The organism is Streptomyces sp. NPDC015661, assembly GCF_043077765.1.
Classification (GTDB): domain Bacteria; phylum Actinomycetota; class Actinomycetes; order Streptomycetales; family Streptomycetaceae; genus Streptomyces.
This window is the reverse complement of the sequence record NZ_JBIBST010000004.1, coordinates 295265-309423: the sequence shown is the minus strand read 5'-3', so window position 1 is coordinate 309423 and position 14159 is coordinate 295265. Positions and strand designations below refer to the sequence as shown.

General features: G+C 71.5%; 13 protein-coding genes. 3 read left to right on the top strand and 10 right to left on the bottom strand.

The features are described 5' to 3' along the window. Positions 1–5: 5 nt before the first annotated feature. From kdpB to ACF07V_RS13285, 4 genes are read right to left on the bottom strand one after another with little or no spacing between them, the layout of a single operon-like run. Positions 6–2111, bottom strand: coding sequence for a potassium-transporting ATPase subunit KdpB (kdpB, locus tag ACF07V_RS13300; RefSeq protein ID WP_392153815.1), 2106 nt, complete (start codon positions 2109–2111; stop codon positions 6–8). Then, on the bottom strand, positions 2108–3772 hold the full coding sequence (kdpA, locus tag ACF07V_RS13295) for a potassium-transporting ATPase subunit KdpA (protein WP_392153814.1): 1665 nt from the start codon (positions 3770–3772) through the stop codon (positions 2108–2110). The genes kdpB and kdpA overlap by 4 nt, the downstream gene beginning before the upstream one ends. Before the next feature lie 8 nt (positions 3773–3780). Next, positions 3781–3870 (bottom strand): K(+)-transporting ATPase subunit F, encoded by a 90-nt coding sequence (gene kdpF, locus ACF07V_RS13290; protein ID WP_033204243.1) that lies wholly within the window; start codon positions 3868–3870, stop codon positions 3781–3783. Continuing rightward, a complete protein-coding gene (locus ACF07V_RS13285; RefSeq protein WP_392153812.1) occupies positions 3867–4022 on the bottom strand; it encodes a hypothetical protein in 156 nt (51 codons plus the stop codon). The genes kdpF and ACF07V_RS13285 overlap by 4 nt, the downstream gene beginning before the upstream one ends. 275 nt (positions 4023–4297) lie before the next feature. On the opposite strand from ACF07V_RS13285, the gene pucL reads away from it, so the two are divergent. After that, the gene (pucL, locus tag ACF07V_RS13280) at positions 4298–5215 is read left to right on the top strand and encodes a factor-independent urate hydroxylase (RefSeq protein ID WP_392153811.1); all 918 of its coding nucleotides are present in this window, start codon (positions 4298–4300) and stop codon (positions 5213–5215) included. 9 nt (positions 5216–5224) lie between these two features. On the opposite strand, the gene crcB (ACF07V_RS13275) is transcribed toward pucL, so the two are convergent. After that, positions 5225–5581 (bottom strand): fluoride efflux transporter CrcB, encoded by a 357-nt coding sequence (gene crcB, locus ACF07V_RS13275; RefSeq protein ID WP_392153810.1) that lies wholly within the window; start codon positions 5579–5581, stop codon positions 5225–5227. After that, a complete protein-coding gene (gene crcB / locus ACF07V_RS13270) occupies positions 5578–5994 on the bottom strand; it encodes a fluoride efflux transporter CrcB (protein WP_392153809.1) in 417 nt (138 codons plus the stop codon). The genes crcB (ACF07V_RS13275) and crcB (ACF07V_RS13270) overlap by 4 nt, the downstream gene beginning before the upstream one ends. A gap of 398 nt (positions 5995–6392) precedes the next feature. Between crcB (ACF07V_RS13270) and ACF07V_RS13265 the strand changes: the two genes are divergently transcribed. Continuing rightward, positions 6393–7655, top strand: a complete 1263-nt coding sequence (locus tag ACF07V_RS13265; RefSeq protein WP_392153808.1) for an IS701 family transposase — start codon at positions 6393–6395, stop codon at positions 7653–7655. Between the two features lie 33 nt (positions 7656–7688). Here the strand turns inward: ACF07V_RS13265 and ACF07V_RS13260 are convergent, their stop codons facing one another. The 4 genes from ACF07V_RS13260 to ACF07V_RS13245 form a co-directional block, all read right to left on the bottom strand. After that, a complete protein-coding gene (locus ACF07V_RS13260) occupies positions 7689–9704 on the bottom strand; it encodes a helix-turn-helix domain-containing protein (protein ID WP_392153806.1) in 2016 nt (671 codons plus the stop codon). A gap of 146 nt (positions 9705–9850) precedes the next feature. Continuing rightward, positions 9851–10786 carry a BTAD domain-containing putative transcriptional regulator gene (locus ACF07V_RS13255; protein ID WP_392153804.1) on the bottom strand — a complete coding sequence of 312 codons (936 nt, stop codon included), beginning with the start codon at positions 10784–10786 and terminating at the stop codon, positions 9851–9853. A 333-nt stretch (positions 10787–11119) separates the two neighbouring features. After that, positions 11120–11590, bottom strand: coding sequence for a DUF1772 domain-containing protein (locus ACF07V_RS13250; protein WP_392153803.1), 471 nt, complete (start codon positions 11588–11590; stop codon positions 11120–11122). A gap of 38 nt (positions 11591–11628) precedes the next feature. Next, entirely contained in the window at positions 11629–13218 is a 1590-nt protein-coding gene (locus tag ACF07V_RS13245) for a von Willebrand factor type A domain-containing protein (protein WP_392153801.1), read from the bottom strand. A 215-nt stretch (positions 13219–13433) separates the two neighbouring features. Between ACF07V_RS13245 and ACF07V_RS13240 the strand changes: the two genes are divergently transcribed. After that, positions 13434–14153: a DNA-binding response regulator gene (locus ACF07V_RS13240; RefSeq protein WP_392153799.1), complete on the top strand. Its 720-nt coding sequence runs from the start codon at positions 13434–13436 to the stop codon at positions 14151–14153. Positions 14154–14159 lie beyond the last annotated feature (6 nt).

Below are 14159 nucleotides of genomic sequence, written 5' to 3'. Positions count from 1 at the left end.
AGCCGTCAGCCGATTCCGGGGATGAGGGAGAGGAGAAGGTCGATGATCTTGATGCCGATGAACGGGGCGATCAGGCCGCCCAGGCCGTAGAGGCCGAGGTTGCGTCGCAGCATCGAGTCGGCGCTCGACGGCCGGTAGCGCACGCCCTTGAGGGCGAGCGGGACCAGGGCCACGATGATCAGCGCGTTGAAGATGACGGCCGAGAGGATCGCGGACTCCGGCGAGGCCAGTCCCATGATGTTGAGCTTGTCGAGCGAGGGGTAGGCGACGGCGAACATCGCGGGGATGATCGCGAAGTACTTCGCCACGTCGTTGGCGATCGAGAACGTCGTCAACGCACCCCTGGTGATGAGGAGTTGCTTGCCGATCTCGACGATCTCGATGAGCTTGGTCGGGTCGGAGTCGAGGTCGACCATGTTGCCGGCCTCCTTCGCGGCCGACGTGCCCGTGTTCATCGCGACACCGACGTCGGCCTGCGCGAGCGCGGGCGCGTCGTTCGTGCCGTCACCGGTCATCGCGACCAGCTTCCCGCCGGCCTGCTCCCGCTTGATCAGGGCCATCTTGTCCTCGGGCGTGGCCTCGGCGAGGAAGTCGTCGACACCCGCCTCCTCGGCGATGGCCTTCGCGGTCAGCGGGTTGTCGCCCGTGATCATGACCGTGCGGATGCCCATGCGGCGCAGCTCGTCGAACCGCTCCCGCATGCCCTCCTTCACCACGTCCTTGAGGTGGATGACTCCGAGGACCCGAGCGCCGTCCGCGTCCTCCACAGCCACGAGCAGCGGCGTGCCACCAGCCTGCGCAAGGGCGTCGGTGAGTTCCCGGGCGTCCTCGGCGACCTCGCCACCGCGCTCCTCCACCCATGCCACGACCGCACCGGTCGCCCCCTTGCGGATCTTGCGCCCGTCCACGTCGACGCCGGACATACGGGTCTGGGCGGTGAACTCGATCCAGGTGGCGTGGGCGAGCTCGCCCTGGTGACGCTCGCGCAGCCCGTACTTCTCCTTCGCGAGCACCACGATCGAGCGCCCCTCGGGCGTCTCGTCGGCGAGCGAGGACAGCTGCGCCGCGTCGGCGACCTCGGCGGCCGTCGTCCCGGCGACCGGGACGAACTCGGAGGCCTGACGGTTGCCGAGGGTGATGGTGCCGGTCTTGTCGAGCAGCAGGGTCGACACGTCACCGGCCGCCTCGACCGCGCGGCCCGACATGGCGAGCACGTTGCGCTGGACGAGCCGGTCCATGCCGGCGATGCCGATCGCGGAGAGCAGCGCGCCGATGGTCGTCGGGATCAGGCAGACGAGGAGCGCGGTGAGCACGATCATCGAGGTCTGCTCGTCGGCCCCGGCGTAGATCGCGAACGGCTTCAGCGTCACGACGGCGAGCAGGAAGACGACGGTGAGGGACGCCAGGAGGATGTTGAGGGCGATCTCGTTGGGGGTCTTCTGCCGGGCGGCGCCCTCGACCAGGTTGATCATGCGGTCGATGAACGTCTCTCCGGGCTTCGTCGTGATCTTGACGACGATCCGGTCGGACAGCACCTTCGTGCCGCCGGTGACCGCGCACCGGTCGCCGCCGGACTCCCGGATGACCGGGGCGGACTCGCCGGTGATGGCGGACTCGTCGACGGAGGCGACGCCCTCGACGACGTCACCGTCGCCGGGGATGATGTCGCCGGCCTCGCAGACCACCAGGTCACCGACGCGCAGTTCCGTGCCCGGGACCCGCTCCTCGTCCGTGCCGGCGATCCGCCGGGCGACGGTGTCCGTCTTGGCCTTGCGCAGGGTGTCGGCCTGCGCCTTGCCCCGGCCCTCGGCGACCGCCTCCGCCAGGTTGGCGAAGATCGTGGTCAGCCACAGCCAGGCCGTGATCGCCCAGCCGAACCAGTCCCCCGGGTGCGCGACCGCGAGCACGGTCGTGACCACCGAGCCAACCAGGACCACGAACATCACGGGCGACGTGACCATCACGCGCGGGTCGAGCTTCCTGATCGCGTCCGGGAGGGACGTGAGCAGCTGCTTCGGGTCGAACAGCCCGCCGCCGACGCGTCCGGTCTCGGCAGGCCTTCCGGTGGACTCCCCTGGCTGCGGGGGCCGGGTGGGAGTGAGGGTGCTCATGCTGCGAGTCCTTCGGCGAGCGGGCCAAGGGCGAGGGCCGGGAAGTAGGTGAGACCGGTGATGATGACGATCGTGCCGACGAGGAGTCCGGTGAACAGCGGCTTCTCGGTGCGGAGGGTGCCCGCGGTCTCGGGGACGGGCGTCTGCTCGGCCAGCGAACCCGCGAGCGCGAGGACGAACACCATCGGCAGGAACCGCCCGAGGAGCATCGCGATGCCGATCGTGGTGTTGAACCACTGGGTGTCGGCGTTCAGGCCGGCGAAGGCGGAGCCGTTGTTGTTGGCGCCGGAGGTGTAGGCGTAGAGGATCTCGGAGAAGCCGTGCGCGCCGGAGTTGGTCATCGAGTCCGCCGGCGTCGGCAGGGCCATCGCCAGGGCGGTGAAGCCGAGCACGAGGGCCGGGGTGATCAGGATGTAGCAGGCCGCGAACTTGATCTCGCGGGTGCCGATCTTCTTGCCCAGGTACTCCGGCGTGCGGCCGACCATCAGACCCGCGATGAACACCGCGATGATCGCCATGATCAGCATGCCGTACAGGCCGGAACCCACACCGCCGGGCGCGATCTCGCCGAGCTGCATGCCCAGCATCGTGATCCCGCCGCCGAAGCCGGTGTACGAGGAGTGGAAGGAGTTCACCGCGCCCGTCGACGTCAGCGTCGTGGCCACGGCGAAGATCGACGAACCGCCGATGCCGAACCGGGTCTCCTTGCCCTCCGTCGCACCACCGGCAAGGTCGAACGCCGGTCCGTTGTGCGCGAACTCGGTCCACATCATCAGCGCGGTGAACCCGATCCAGATGGCCGCCATCGTGCCGAGGATCGCGTACCCCTGCTTCAGCGAGCCGACCATCCGGCCGAAGGTCCGGGTCAGGGCGAACGGGATGACGAGGATCAGATAGATCTCGAAGAGGTTCGACAGCCCGTTGGGGTTCTCGAAGGGGTGGGCACTGTTGGCGTTGAAGTAGCCGCCGCCGTTCGTGCCCAGCTCCTTGATGACCTCCTGCGAGGCCACCGCCCCGCCGTTCCACTGCTGCGAACCGCCCGTGAACTGTCCTACCTCGTGGATGCCGGAGAAGTTCTGGATCGCACCGCAGGCGACCAGGACCAGGGCGCCGATGACCGAGATCGGCAGCAGGATCCGTACGACGCCCCGGACCAGGTCGGCCCAGAAGTTGCCCAGCTCGCCGGTACGGGACCGGGCGAAGCCGCGGACGAGCGCGACGGCGACCGCGATGCCGACCGCCGCCGACACGAAGTTCTGCACCGCCAGACCACCGGTCTGCACGACGTGCCCCATGGCCTGCTCGCCGTAGTACGACTGCCAGTTGGTGTTCGCCACGAACGAGGCGGCGGTGTTGAACGCCTGGTCCGGGTCGATCGACACGAAGCCGAGCGAGCCGGGCAGCGAACCCTGCGCCCGCTGGAGCAGGTAGAGGAAGAGCACGCTCACGGCGGAGAAGGCGAGGACCCCGCGCAGGTACGCCGGCCAGCGCATCTCGACGTTCGGGTTGGCGCCGATCGCCTTGTAGATCCACCTCTCCGGCCTCAGGTGCTTCTCCGAGGAGTACACCTTCGCCATGTGGTCACCCAGCGGCCGGTACGACAGGCCCAGGGCGACGGTCAACGCCAGAAGCTGGAGCACTCCAGCAAGGACGGGACTCATCGGGGACCTCAGAACCTCTCCGGCTTGACGAGGGCGAGAACGAGATAGCCCAGCAGGGCGGCCGCGACGAGCAGGCCGACGATGTTCTCGGCACTCACAGCTTGGCCACCCCCTTGGCGATGAGGGCCACCAGCGCGAAGACCGCGATCGTGGTGACGACGAAGGCCACGTCGGCCATCGTGAGCTCCCGGATGCAGGAAGAAGGAAGAACGGATTCTCTGACCAGACGAGGAAATCGCCTTTCGGCCACCTCGCCGCCTCCGTTGACGTGCCCCTAACGCCGCCAATGCCCGTCTTGACGGTTTCCGTACGTCGGGGCCCCCGCGTCCCTCCCCCATTGCCAGCCACCGGGAACGCACATATCTTCGAGCCGAACACCTACGGACCGGGATGCTCGTCAGTCCCGGGGCGGTCCGCCGTTCACGGGCCGGACGGCGGGGAGCGCACCTCCAGGACGACGGAGGGAGCTGGACGCCGGGCGTACGGGATATCCGTATCCACGTACCCGCAGGAGCTGAGCAGCACATGAGCAAGCACGTCCTGGCCCAGAACCAGTACGGCAAGGCCGAGAACCGCATCGTCACGGTCACCCGCAAGGGCAACGACGGCGCGTGGCACGAGATCCGCGACCTGAACGTGTCGGTGGCCCTGCGCGGCGAGTACCGCGATGTCCATCTGACCGGCGACAACGGCAACTGCCTGCCGACCGACACCACCAAGAACACGGTCTACGCCTTCGCCAAGGAGCACGGCGTCTCCTCCCCCGAGGCCTTCGGCATCCTCCTCGCGCAGCACTTCGTGTCCTCCCAGGCCGTGATCCACGAGGCGCAGATCCGGATCGAGGAGTTCGCCTGGGAGCGGATCTCGGTGCCGAGCCGCAAGGAGCAGCACTCCTTCGCGCGCCAGGGGCAGGAGGTCCGTACGGCGCAGATCACGTACTCGGAGACCACCGGCCTCCAGGTCCTGTCGGGCCTGAAGGAGCTGACGGTGATGAACTCGACCAACTCCGAGTTCCACGGCTTCATCAAGGACAAGTACACGACGCTCCAGGAGGCGTACGACCGCATCCTGGCCACCAAGGTGACCGCCCGCTGGGCGAACTCGGCCTCGGCGGCGGCGAACACCGAGCACGACTGGGACGCCTCGTACGCCAAGGTGCGCCGTCACATGCTGGAGGCGTTCGCGGAGACGTACAGCTACTCGCTCCAGCAGACCCTGCACGCGATGGCGGACCGGGTCCTGGACCATGTCTCCACGGTCAACGAGGTCCGGCTCAACCTGCCGAACAAGCACCACTTCCTGGTGGACCTGGAGCCGTTCGGGCTGAAGAACGACAACGAGGTGTACTTCGCGGCCGACCGGATGTACGGCCTGATCGAGGGCACCATCCACCGTCAGGGCGTCCAGCCGGTGATCGCGACCAGCGACTGGATCACCGCCTGACCCGGTGGGTCAGCCGAGCCCGGCCGCCGTCTCCACTCCCAGCCATACGGCTCCGAGTCCGGCGGCCAGGCTCCCGGCCACGTTCAGCGCCGCGTAGCCCTTCGCCCCGTTCTCGTACAGCCTGAACGTCTCGTACGAGAAGGTGGAGTACGTGGTGAGGGCGCCGCAGAAGCCGGTGCCGAGCAGCAGGTGCGCCTGGGCCGAGGAGACGCCGGTCAGCAGTCCGAGGACGAACGATCCCACGACGTTGACGGCGAAGGTGCCCCAGGGGAAGACCGAGCCGTGGCGTGCCTGGACCGCGCGGTCGGTGAGGTAGCGCAGGGGTGCGCCGACGGCGGCTCCCGCCACGACGAGCAGCCAGTTCACGCGTGCCTCCCCCGGCTCCGTGCGAGCGCCCGGGCGGCGGTGACGCCCGCCCAGACGGCGGCGAGGGCGGTGAGCAGGGTCCCGCCCAGATAGAGGAGGCCCCGGGTCGGGTCGCCGGCGCTCAGCAGGCGCTGGGTGTCGAGGCTGTACGTCGAGAAGGTGGTGAACCCGCCGCAGAAGCCGGTGCCGAGGAAGGGCCGGAGCAGCGGGTGGGGGGCCGTCGTGGTCTCCGTGAGCAGCACCATGAGGACGCCGAGGACCGCGCAGCCGGACGCGTTGACGGTGAGGACCGTCCAGGGGAAGGCGCCGTCAGGGGTGGGCCAGGCGAGCGAGGCGCCGTACCGCGCGGCCGCGCCGAGGGCGCCGCCGACGGCGATCACCGCGACGACCTGCAGTTCCTTGCGCAGCGCCATGACCCAAGGTTAGAGGTGTCCTCGGGCGACGGTGCCGCGAGGCGAGGCGCACAGGCACGGCTCCCGGCCTGGGGCATTAACCGGGACCCGGCCCGTGCAGCCTCGCTCTGCGATGGTCCGGCCACTCCCCGCGAGGGGTCAAAGCGGGGCCGGCGAGTCTGTCAGATCCCCCTGCGGGGTATTCACCGGGTGCTCCCGGGGTATTTCGGAGGCCCATGACGGGGGTCCGTGACAGGGCGGTGGTGGGGTCGCTGACCTGCGGAGACGGAGGGGGAGGTGGTCCGGCCACCATCCGGAATCCATTTCGGGTGCCGGGTACACCTCGTCCCTGCGGGCGGGGCCGGGCGAGGGTGGTGGAGCAGCGGGAGGGAGCTGCGCAACCTTCGGGCAGGAGTGTCGTGAGTACATCCGTCGCAACCAAGCGCAGGGCCGTCACCGGGGCCGTCGCCCCGGCCGTGCCCCTGGGCGTCGTCAGGTCCTCCGGCGGCGCGGCCGATTCGCGCGAGGACGTCTACGCCGAGCTGTGTGCCGCGCTGTTCTCCGGCTTCCCGCGCCGCGACCAGCGGCTGAAGGCCGAGCAGTACCTGCACGGTCTGCTCACGGCGCAGGGCCGCAAGTCGATCCGCAACATCGCCGCGCAGATCGGCGGTCCCGCCGCCGAGCAGAGCCTGCACCACTTCGTCTCCAGCTCCACCTGGGACTGGCAGCCCATGCGGGCCGCGCTCGCCAAGTACCTGGAGCGGAACAGCTGCCCGCAGGCGTGGGTGGTGCGGCCGATGCCCATCCCGAAGGCCGGGGAGCACTCGGTGGGCGTGGACCGACGGTTCGACCCGGAGCGCGGGCAGGTCTTCCACGGGCAGCAGGCGTTCGGGGTGTGGTTCGCGAGCGACGAGCTGAGCGTGCCGGTCAACTGGCGGCTGTTCCTGCCGGATCCCTGGGTGAACGACCGTACGCGGCGCGACCGCGCGGAGGTTCCGCAGGAGGCCGGCGAGGAGACCCTCGAGGAGTGCGCGGTCGCGGCGGCGCTCGACACCGCCCGGTGGACCGACATCACCCGCAAGCCGGTGCTGCTCGACATCCGGGGCGGTGCGGGCCGGGCGGCCCTGACCCGGCTCGCCGGGGCGGGCGTGCCGGTGGTGGCCCGGATCAACCCGGGGTCGCGGCTCGCGATCGCCGACCGTTCGCTGCCGGGCTTCGGCGCGGGTCCGCTGTCCGCCGTGCAGATCCTGGAATCGCTCAAGGGGCTGCGCAGGCCGGTGAGCTGGGTGGACACGGTGGCGGGGGCGCGCACCTCGCGGACCTCGCTCGCGACGGCCGTGCGGGTCGCGCTGCCCACGCCCGGTGGGGAGCGGATGCGTCCGCTGGTGCTGCTGGGCGAGTGGGACGACCCGCGCAGGGCGCCGGCCCGGGTGTGGATCAGCGATCTGACGGGCTCTCCGGTCGGTTCGCTGGTGCGGATCACCAAGCTCGCCCGCAGGGTGGAGCGGGACTTCGCGGAGGTCGGCGAGGGGGCGGGGCTGCGGGACTTCGTGGGCCGTTCGTTCCGCGGCTGGCACCGTCACATCACGCTGGCGTCGGCGGCCCACGCGGCGACGGTCCTGGCCGGCGGCTGGGACGCGGCGTACGACACGGGCTACGTCTCGGGGCGCTCGGCGAGCTGACGGCCGGGCGGGCTGCGCTGACGGCCCGGCGGGTCAGCCGGGTCCTGCGGGTCCTGCCGGGCCCGCGGGGCCACGGCCCCGTGCGAGGACCTCCCGGGTGCGCTGGAGGCGCAGCGCCAGCTGGACCTCCAGGACCTGGCCGGGCTTCTGCCATTCGGGGCCGAGGAGTTCGCCGATCCGTTCCAGGCGGCGGGAGACCGTGTTGGGGTGGACGTGGAGCGCCTCGGCCGCGTTCGTGGGGCTGCCGCCGGAGGCGAAGTACGCCTCCAGGGTGTGGGTGAGGTCGGTGAACCGCTCGGCGTCGTAGTCGAGTACGGGTCCGATCGCCGCCTCGACGAAGCCGTCGACGTCGTTGTCGTCGGAGAGCAGCAGGCCGAGGAAGCCGAGGTCCTGCACGGAGGCCGCGGAGCCGGTGGCGCCGAGCGCGCTCATGGCGTCCAGGCAGCGGCCGGCTTCCTGGTACATCCGTCCGACGCCGTCCGGGCTCTGGGCGGGTCCGGCGGCGGCGACGGAGACGGGGTGCCCGAGCAGCGGGGACAGTTCGGCGGCGACGGCCTTGGCTGCGGCCGAGGCGTCGATGCCGGGGAGCAGCAGCACGATGCAGCCGCCCTGCACGGTCTTGAGGCCGGAGAGCCGGTACGCGTACGAGGAAGCCCAGACGACGGCGCGGCCCTGCTCGCCGCCCTCGGGCCTGGCGAGGACGAGGACGTGCGGCTTGCGGAGGTCGACGCCGAGACGGCGGGCGCGCTGGGCTATCTGCTGCGGGGCGTGCGGCGGGTCGGCGATGAGGTCGTCGAGGAGTTCGTCGCGGACGGGTCCTTCGGCGACGGCGGTGGAGCGGCGCATCAGGAGGAGGAACGCGACGGACTGGGCGGCGAGTTCGAGGAGCCGTTCGTCCTCGCCGGTGAGGCCGCCGGCGGCGCGGATGACGAGGCCGCCGAGGTCCTCGGAGCCCGCGATGACGGGGGCGACCCACGTGTCGTCGTCGGCGAGGACGGGGCGGCGGCGGGCGTGGGCGTCGAGGGAGGCCTTGGCGACGGCCTCCTCGTCGAGGCCGGGGATGTCTCCGGCGGTGGCGAGGGGTCGGCCGCCGGGGTCGCGGATCAGCACGGTGGCGTCGAGGGCGTCGGCGGCCGCCTTGGCCACGTTGCACAGGTCGCCGCCGGCGAGGACGAGGTTCATGATGCGGCCGTGGGCCTCGCTGACGTGCCGCATCCGGGTGAGGCTCGTGCGCACCCGGGAGCTGTCCCGCTCCAGTTCGGAGACCTCGGCGCGGGTGCGGTCGAGGAGGCCGGCCTTCTCGACGGCGAGGGCGGCGAGGTCGGCGAGCCCGGCGAGGAGCGCGATCTCGTCCGGGGTGTGGTGGCGGACGCGCCGGTCCGCGCCGTAGAGGGCGCCGATGACGGTGTCTCCGCTGCGCAGCGGCGCGGCCACGATGGCGTGGAGTCCCTCGGCGCGCAGGGCGGATTCGGCGGCCTCGTCGAAGGCCGGGGCGTGGACGCCGGCGTCGAGGGAGCCGGAGGGGGCGAACCGCTCGTCGGCGAGGTAGTCGGCGGTCCAGACGGGTTCGCCGTGGAGCTGGACGGCGCCGCCGAGTCCGTACCCCTCGGCGATCCGGAGTCCGGGGGTGAGGCGCGGTCCGGGGCCGGTCGCGGTGCGGGAGCCCTCGGTGGTGTGGACGTAGCAGGCGCCGTGCGGGCCGCGCAGGGTCACATAGGCGAGGTCGAGGCCGAGGAGCCGCCGGGCGCGCCGGGTGATGACCCGCAGCAGGCTGTCGAGGTCGTAGGAGAGGGTGAGGTCGCGGGCGGTGTCGGTGAGGGTGGCGAGTCCGGCCTCGCGGCGGGCGTCGCGGGCGCGTGCGCCGTGGACCTCGCCGGCGAGTTCCACGGCCCGCTCCAGCCGGTGGAGTTCGGCGCCGGTCAGTCCGGTGCTCCGGGCCTCGTCGAGGAGGGTGTCGAAGTGGGCGGGCGGGGCCTGCCGGGCGAGCAGTTCGAGGACCGTGAGCAGCGCGTCGGCACCACCGGCTCCGTCCGCGCCGTGCGCTGTCATGGCTCCTGCTCCCCGTGGTCGAGCGAAATCGGGCACCTGGGAGGAAACCCGTACTGCTCGCCGAAAATAATTCGGCTTCGGGAGTCGGTCAACGGTGAGTTGCCGCACTTCATTCCCCGTGGTGGCGCTGCCGTCCCGTCGGACGGTCAGCCGACGGAGCCCGCGGGGACGAGCCGGGCGCGCGCGGGATCGTACGGTGCCGTGTCGTACCGGGCGGGTGCGTACGGGGCGGGCCGGCCGGGGACGTACTGCGCGGGGATCCGGGGCGCGTACACGGGGCGGCCGGCGGTGTCCCGGACGGCGAGGACGGAGCGCTGGAGCCGGCGGAGCCGCGCGGAGGGTTCCATGCCGCTCTCGCCCTTGAGGTTCATGCGCAGCCGCTCATAGACGACGAGGGCCTCGTCGTGCTGTCCGCTGCGCAGCAGGGCGACCATGAGGTGGGCGTGGAGGGGCTCGTTGGTGCGGTAGCGGGCGACGAGTCCGGTGAGTTCGGAGACGAGTTCGGCGTGCCGGCCGAGGCCCAGCTGGGCTTCCATCCACTGGTCGAGGACGCTGAGCCGGGAGGTTTCGAGGCGCTCGATCTCCCTGCGGAGCCGGGGTCCTGCGGCCACGCCCGCGTAGGGTTCGCCGCGCCACAGGGCGAGGGCCTCGCCGAGGCGGAGCGCGGCCCGGGACAGGTCGCCGGCCTCCATGGCCCGGTAGCCGGCGCCGGCGGCGCGCTCGAACTGCCAGACGTCGTTGGGGCCGCCGCCGGTGTCGAGCCGGTAGCCGCCGGGCTGGGAGACGAGGATCGCGTCGGCGCTGCGGCGGTCCGACCAGCCGGGGCGCGGCTCCGCCGGTTCGGCGTCGCGCAGGGCGCCCGCGATGAGGCCGCGCAGCTCGGCTATGTGCGCCTGGAGTTCGTGGCGGGCGCCGCGGGGCGCGCCGGACGGCCACAGCTCCTCGGTCAGGACCGTCACGGGGACGACCTGGTCGGCGCTGGCCGTGAGCAGGGCGAGGAGCTGCCGGGGCGCGGCCGCCGTCGGGGTGATGGACACCCCGTTCTCACGGACCGACAGTCCCCCCAGGATCCGGACGTCCACCTTGCCCCCTCATGCCTGTGCGGTGTCTGCGCGCGGGTCGACTCTCGATGATTAGAAAAGACCCCCGTAGGCATGTCAATAAGAAACCGGAGGGTACGGAATGACGCTCCCGGATATCGTGGTGATTCACCCCCTTCATCCAGATTTCCGCGCGTCAGATTTTCGTCAGTGGCGGAGATCTTGTGCATGCCAAGAGGTGGTTTCAGGACTCAGGGGTACGGTTTCGCAGGGTCCCGGTGGATGCGAGGAGGGCCGACACCCGCGAGTTCACGCCAGAAACCGGCAGCGGGGTACGGTTCTACCGGGTCCCTTCGGAGGCTCTCCCGGGTTCCGCTAGAGCACGGCGGCGGCGGTGAGCAGCCCGAACGCGAGGGTGATGAGGGCCGTACGCACGCGGTGGAAGCCGTTCCAGCGCTTCTCGAAGGCGGCCCGGACCGCCGAAGGGTCGTCCTCCGGGGTCTTCTCCGAGGCCGCCAGGGCCGTGTTGAGCGGGACGTTCCCGCCGATGGTCACCGCGTGGTTGAGGGCCGCGCAGACGAGCCCCGCGAGGACCAGCCACTTCTGGGTGTCCGTCCGCCCGTCCTGGGGGACGAAGAACGCGGCGGCGGGGAAGGCGATCACACCGAGGAAGACCGTGAGGAACACGGCCCTCGGCACGTACTCGTTGATCCGGCGCATCGCCGTGACGAACTCCGGGTCCGTCAGACGGGCGAGCGCGGGCATGATCCCGGTCTGGAAGATCAGCAGGAAACCGGCGTAGAGCCCGGTGCTTCCGACGGCGAGGGCGAGCAGCAGGGTGGCCATGCGGCCATTCTGACCCGTTGCCCGCCCCCTCGCATACGTCAGCTGTACGGATCACCCGACCTCAACTCGCCCTCCTGGGACGGGTTCTCGCCCTCCCGGGGGCCGAGCAGTCCTGAGGCCTGCCGGATGGCGTCGGCCAGTTCGCGGACCACCGCCGAACCCGAGCGGTCGGCGATCGCCCCGGCGCGGTTCGTGAGCGCCGGAAGGCCCGGGAAGCCCGGCAGGTCGCCGCCGCGCAGGGCGTCCGCGAAGTAGGCGGCGATCGCCGTCAGCTGCAGGCTGTCGTGGCCCTCGGCCCAGATGTCGGCGGCCAGCGCCGGCGCGCCCGCCATGACCGTGTCGGAGCGCTCGTGCGGAGCCCGGGTGACCGGGTCGAGCCAGCGGACCGTGGCCGTGGCCATCGGGCCGGACGCACCGGGCCTGGTCTTGACCGCGTAGAGCGCGGTGACCGTGTGACCGGCCCCGATCTCACCGCCGTCCACCCGGTCGTTCCGGAAGTCCTCGTCGGCGACCGCCCGGTTCTCGTAACCGATCAGCCGGAACTTCTCGACGTTTCCCCGTTCGAAGGCGACCTGCGCCTTGGCGTCGCGGGCGCGCAGCTCGACATGGGCGGGCAGCTGGTCGACGAAGACCTTCCGGGCCTGCGCCGAGTTCGAGACGTACGTCGTCTGCCCGTCGCCCTTGTCGGCGAGCCGCTCCATGAAGTCGTCGCCGTACTCGCTGCCGACGCCGACACCGAAGAGGGTGATCCCGTACTCCCTGCGCTCCTCGTCGATCCGCGCGAGGATCGACTCGGCCTCGGTGTCACCGGTGTTGGCGAGGGCGTCGGAGAGCAGCACCACCCGGTTGGTGGCGCCCTTGCGGTGACCGGCGACGGCGACGTCGTAGCCGGTGCGGACGCCCGCCTCCACATTGGTGGAGGAGCTCGTCGCGAGCTCCTCGACGGTCTCGCGGATCCGCCCGCGGGCGTCCCCGACGCGGGTCATGGGCAGCTTGGTCTCGGCCTCGTCGCTGAAGGTCACGAGCGCGATCGAGTCGTCGTCGCGCAGCTGGTCGGCGAGCAGCCCGAGGGACTCCTTGACCAGGTCGAGCCGGCCCGGCTCGTCCATCGAGCCGGAGACGTCGACGACGAAGGTGAGGGCGGCGGGCGGGCGTTCGGCCTTCCGGTCGGCGCCCCGGGTGGCGAGCCCGACCCTCAGCAGGGACCAGCCGTCGGTGCCGGTGCGGGCCCCGTCGAGGGTCACGCTGAAGCCGTTGTCCTTCGGGCGCGGGTAGTCGGGGCGGAAGCTGTTGACGAACTCCTCGGGGCGCACGGTCGTGGGGTCGGGCAGCCGCCCCTCGGCGAGGGTGCGGCGGGCGTAGCCGTACGAGGCGGTGTCCACGTCGAGCGCGAAGGTGGACAGGTAGTCGGGGGCGGGCGTCGGTGAGCGCTGTTCGCCCTCCCGGGGCGCGACGGTCCCGGCGTCGGGGGCGGCACGGCCGCCGCTCTTCCGTGCTCCGTCGGAGCTGGTGCGTTCGCCGGACGCACCGCAGCCGCCGACGGCGAGTCCGGCCGCGAGCAGAGCCGCGAGCACGGCCGGGAGCCGGGCCCCTCTGCGCCGGACCCGCCCCTGCTTCTGTCGTTCCATCTCATCTCCCCCTCTTCGTCGGGCACTTGTGAATGTGACGAACGAGAGGCCCGCGGGGAGCAGTCGAAGGAGTTGCGGATGGATCTCGATGCGGCAACGGCGACACGGGTGACGCCGGGTGGCATGGATTCGCCATCCTTCTCAACAGGGGTTGTCACCGTGTGCAGTCACATGCGTACATGGAGTGGACATCGATCGGGCGGGGGTGGTCAGCGGTGGCAGAGAGCGCGGGCTCCGTGATGCTCGCCCGTTCGGCGATGAACCGGGCCGCGACCGAGGGACAGCGGCCCGCCGGGCGGCCGGTCCGGGGTGCGCGGCGCATCAGCGCCGCACTCGCCGGGCTGGCCGCCTCCACCCGGCACGAGTTGCTGACCTTCGACGACCCGGTCGCGTCCGCGGGCTGCGCGATCCCCGAGCCGTTCCTGGAGCTGGCGGGAGCGTGCATGCGGGCCTCGGCGGAGCGGGCCGAGGAGGTCAGACGGATCGTCCCTCGGCATGCGCTGCCCCGGCTCGAAGGGGGGCTCCGGATCCCCGGCCGGGCCCGCCTCGCGGAGGCCATCCCGTTCAAGATGATCCTCGTCGACCGGACGGTCGCCGCGGTCCCGCTCGATCTGGAGCTGCTCTACAACGGGCTGCTGCTCATCCGGGACCCGGTCGTGGTGCAGGCCCTCGTCCGGGCCCATCACGCCTGCTGGGAGGCGGCCGAGGACCTTGCGTACGCGGCGCCGCCACCGCCGCCGCCGCGCGATCTGCCGCACCAGCTGCGCCCGGTGCTCGACGCCCTCCTGTCGGGGGTCACGGACGAGACGGCGGCCGCCCGGCTCGGCATGTCCGCACGGACGTACAGCCGAAGGGTGGGCGAGCTGATGGCGGCCCTCGGCACGACGAGCCGCTTCCGCGCGGGCGCGGAAGCGGCTCGGAGGGGGTGGTTGTAGGACCTT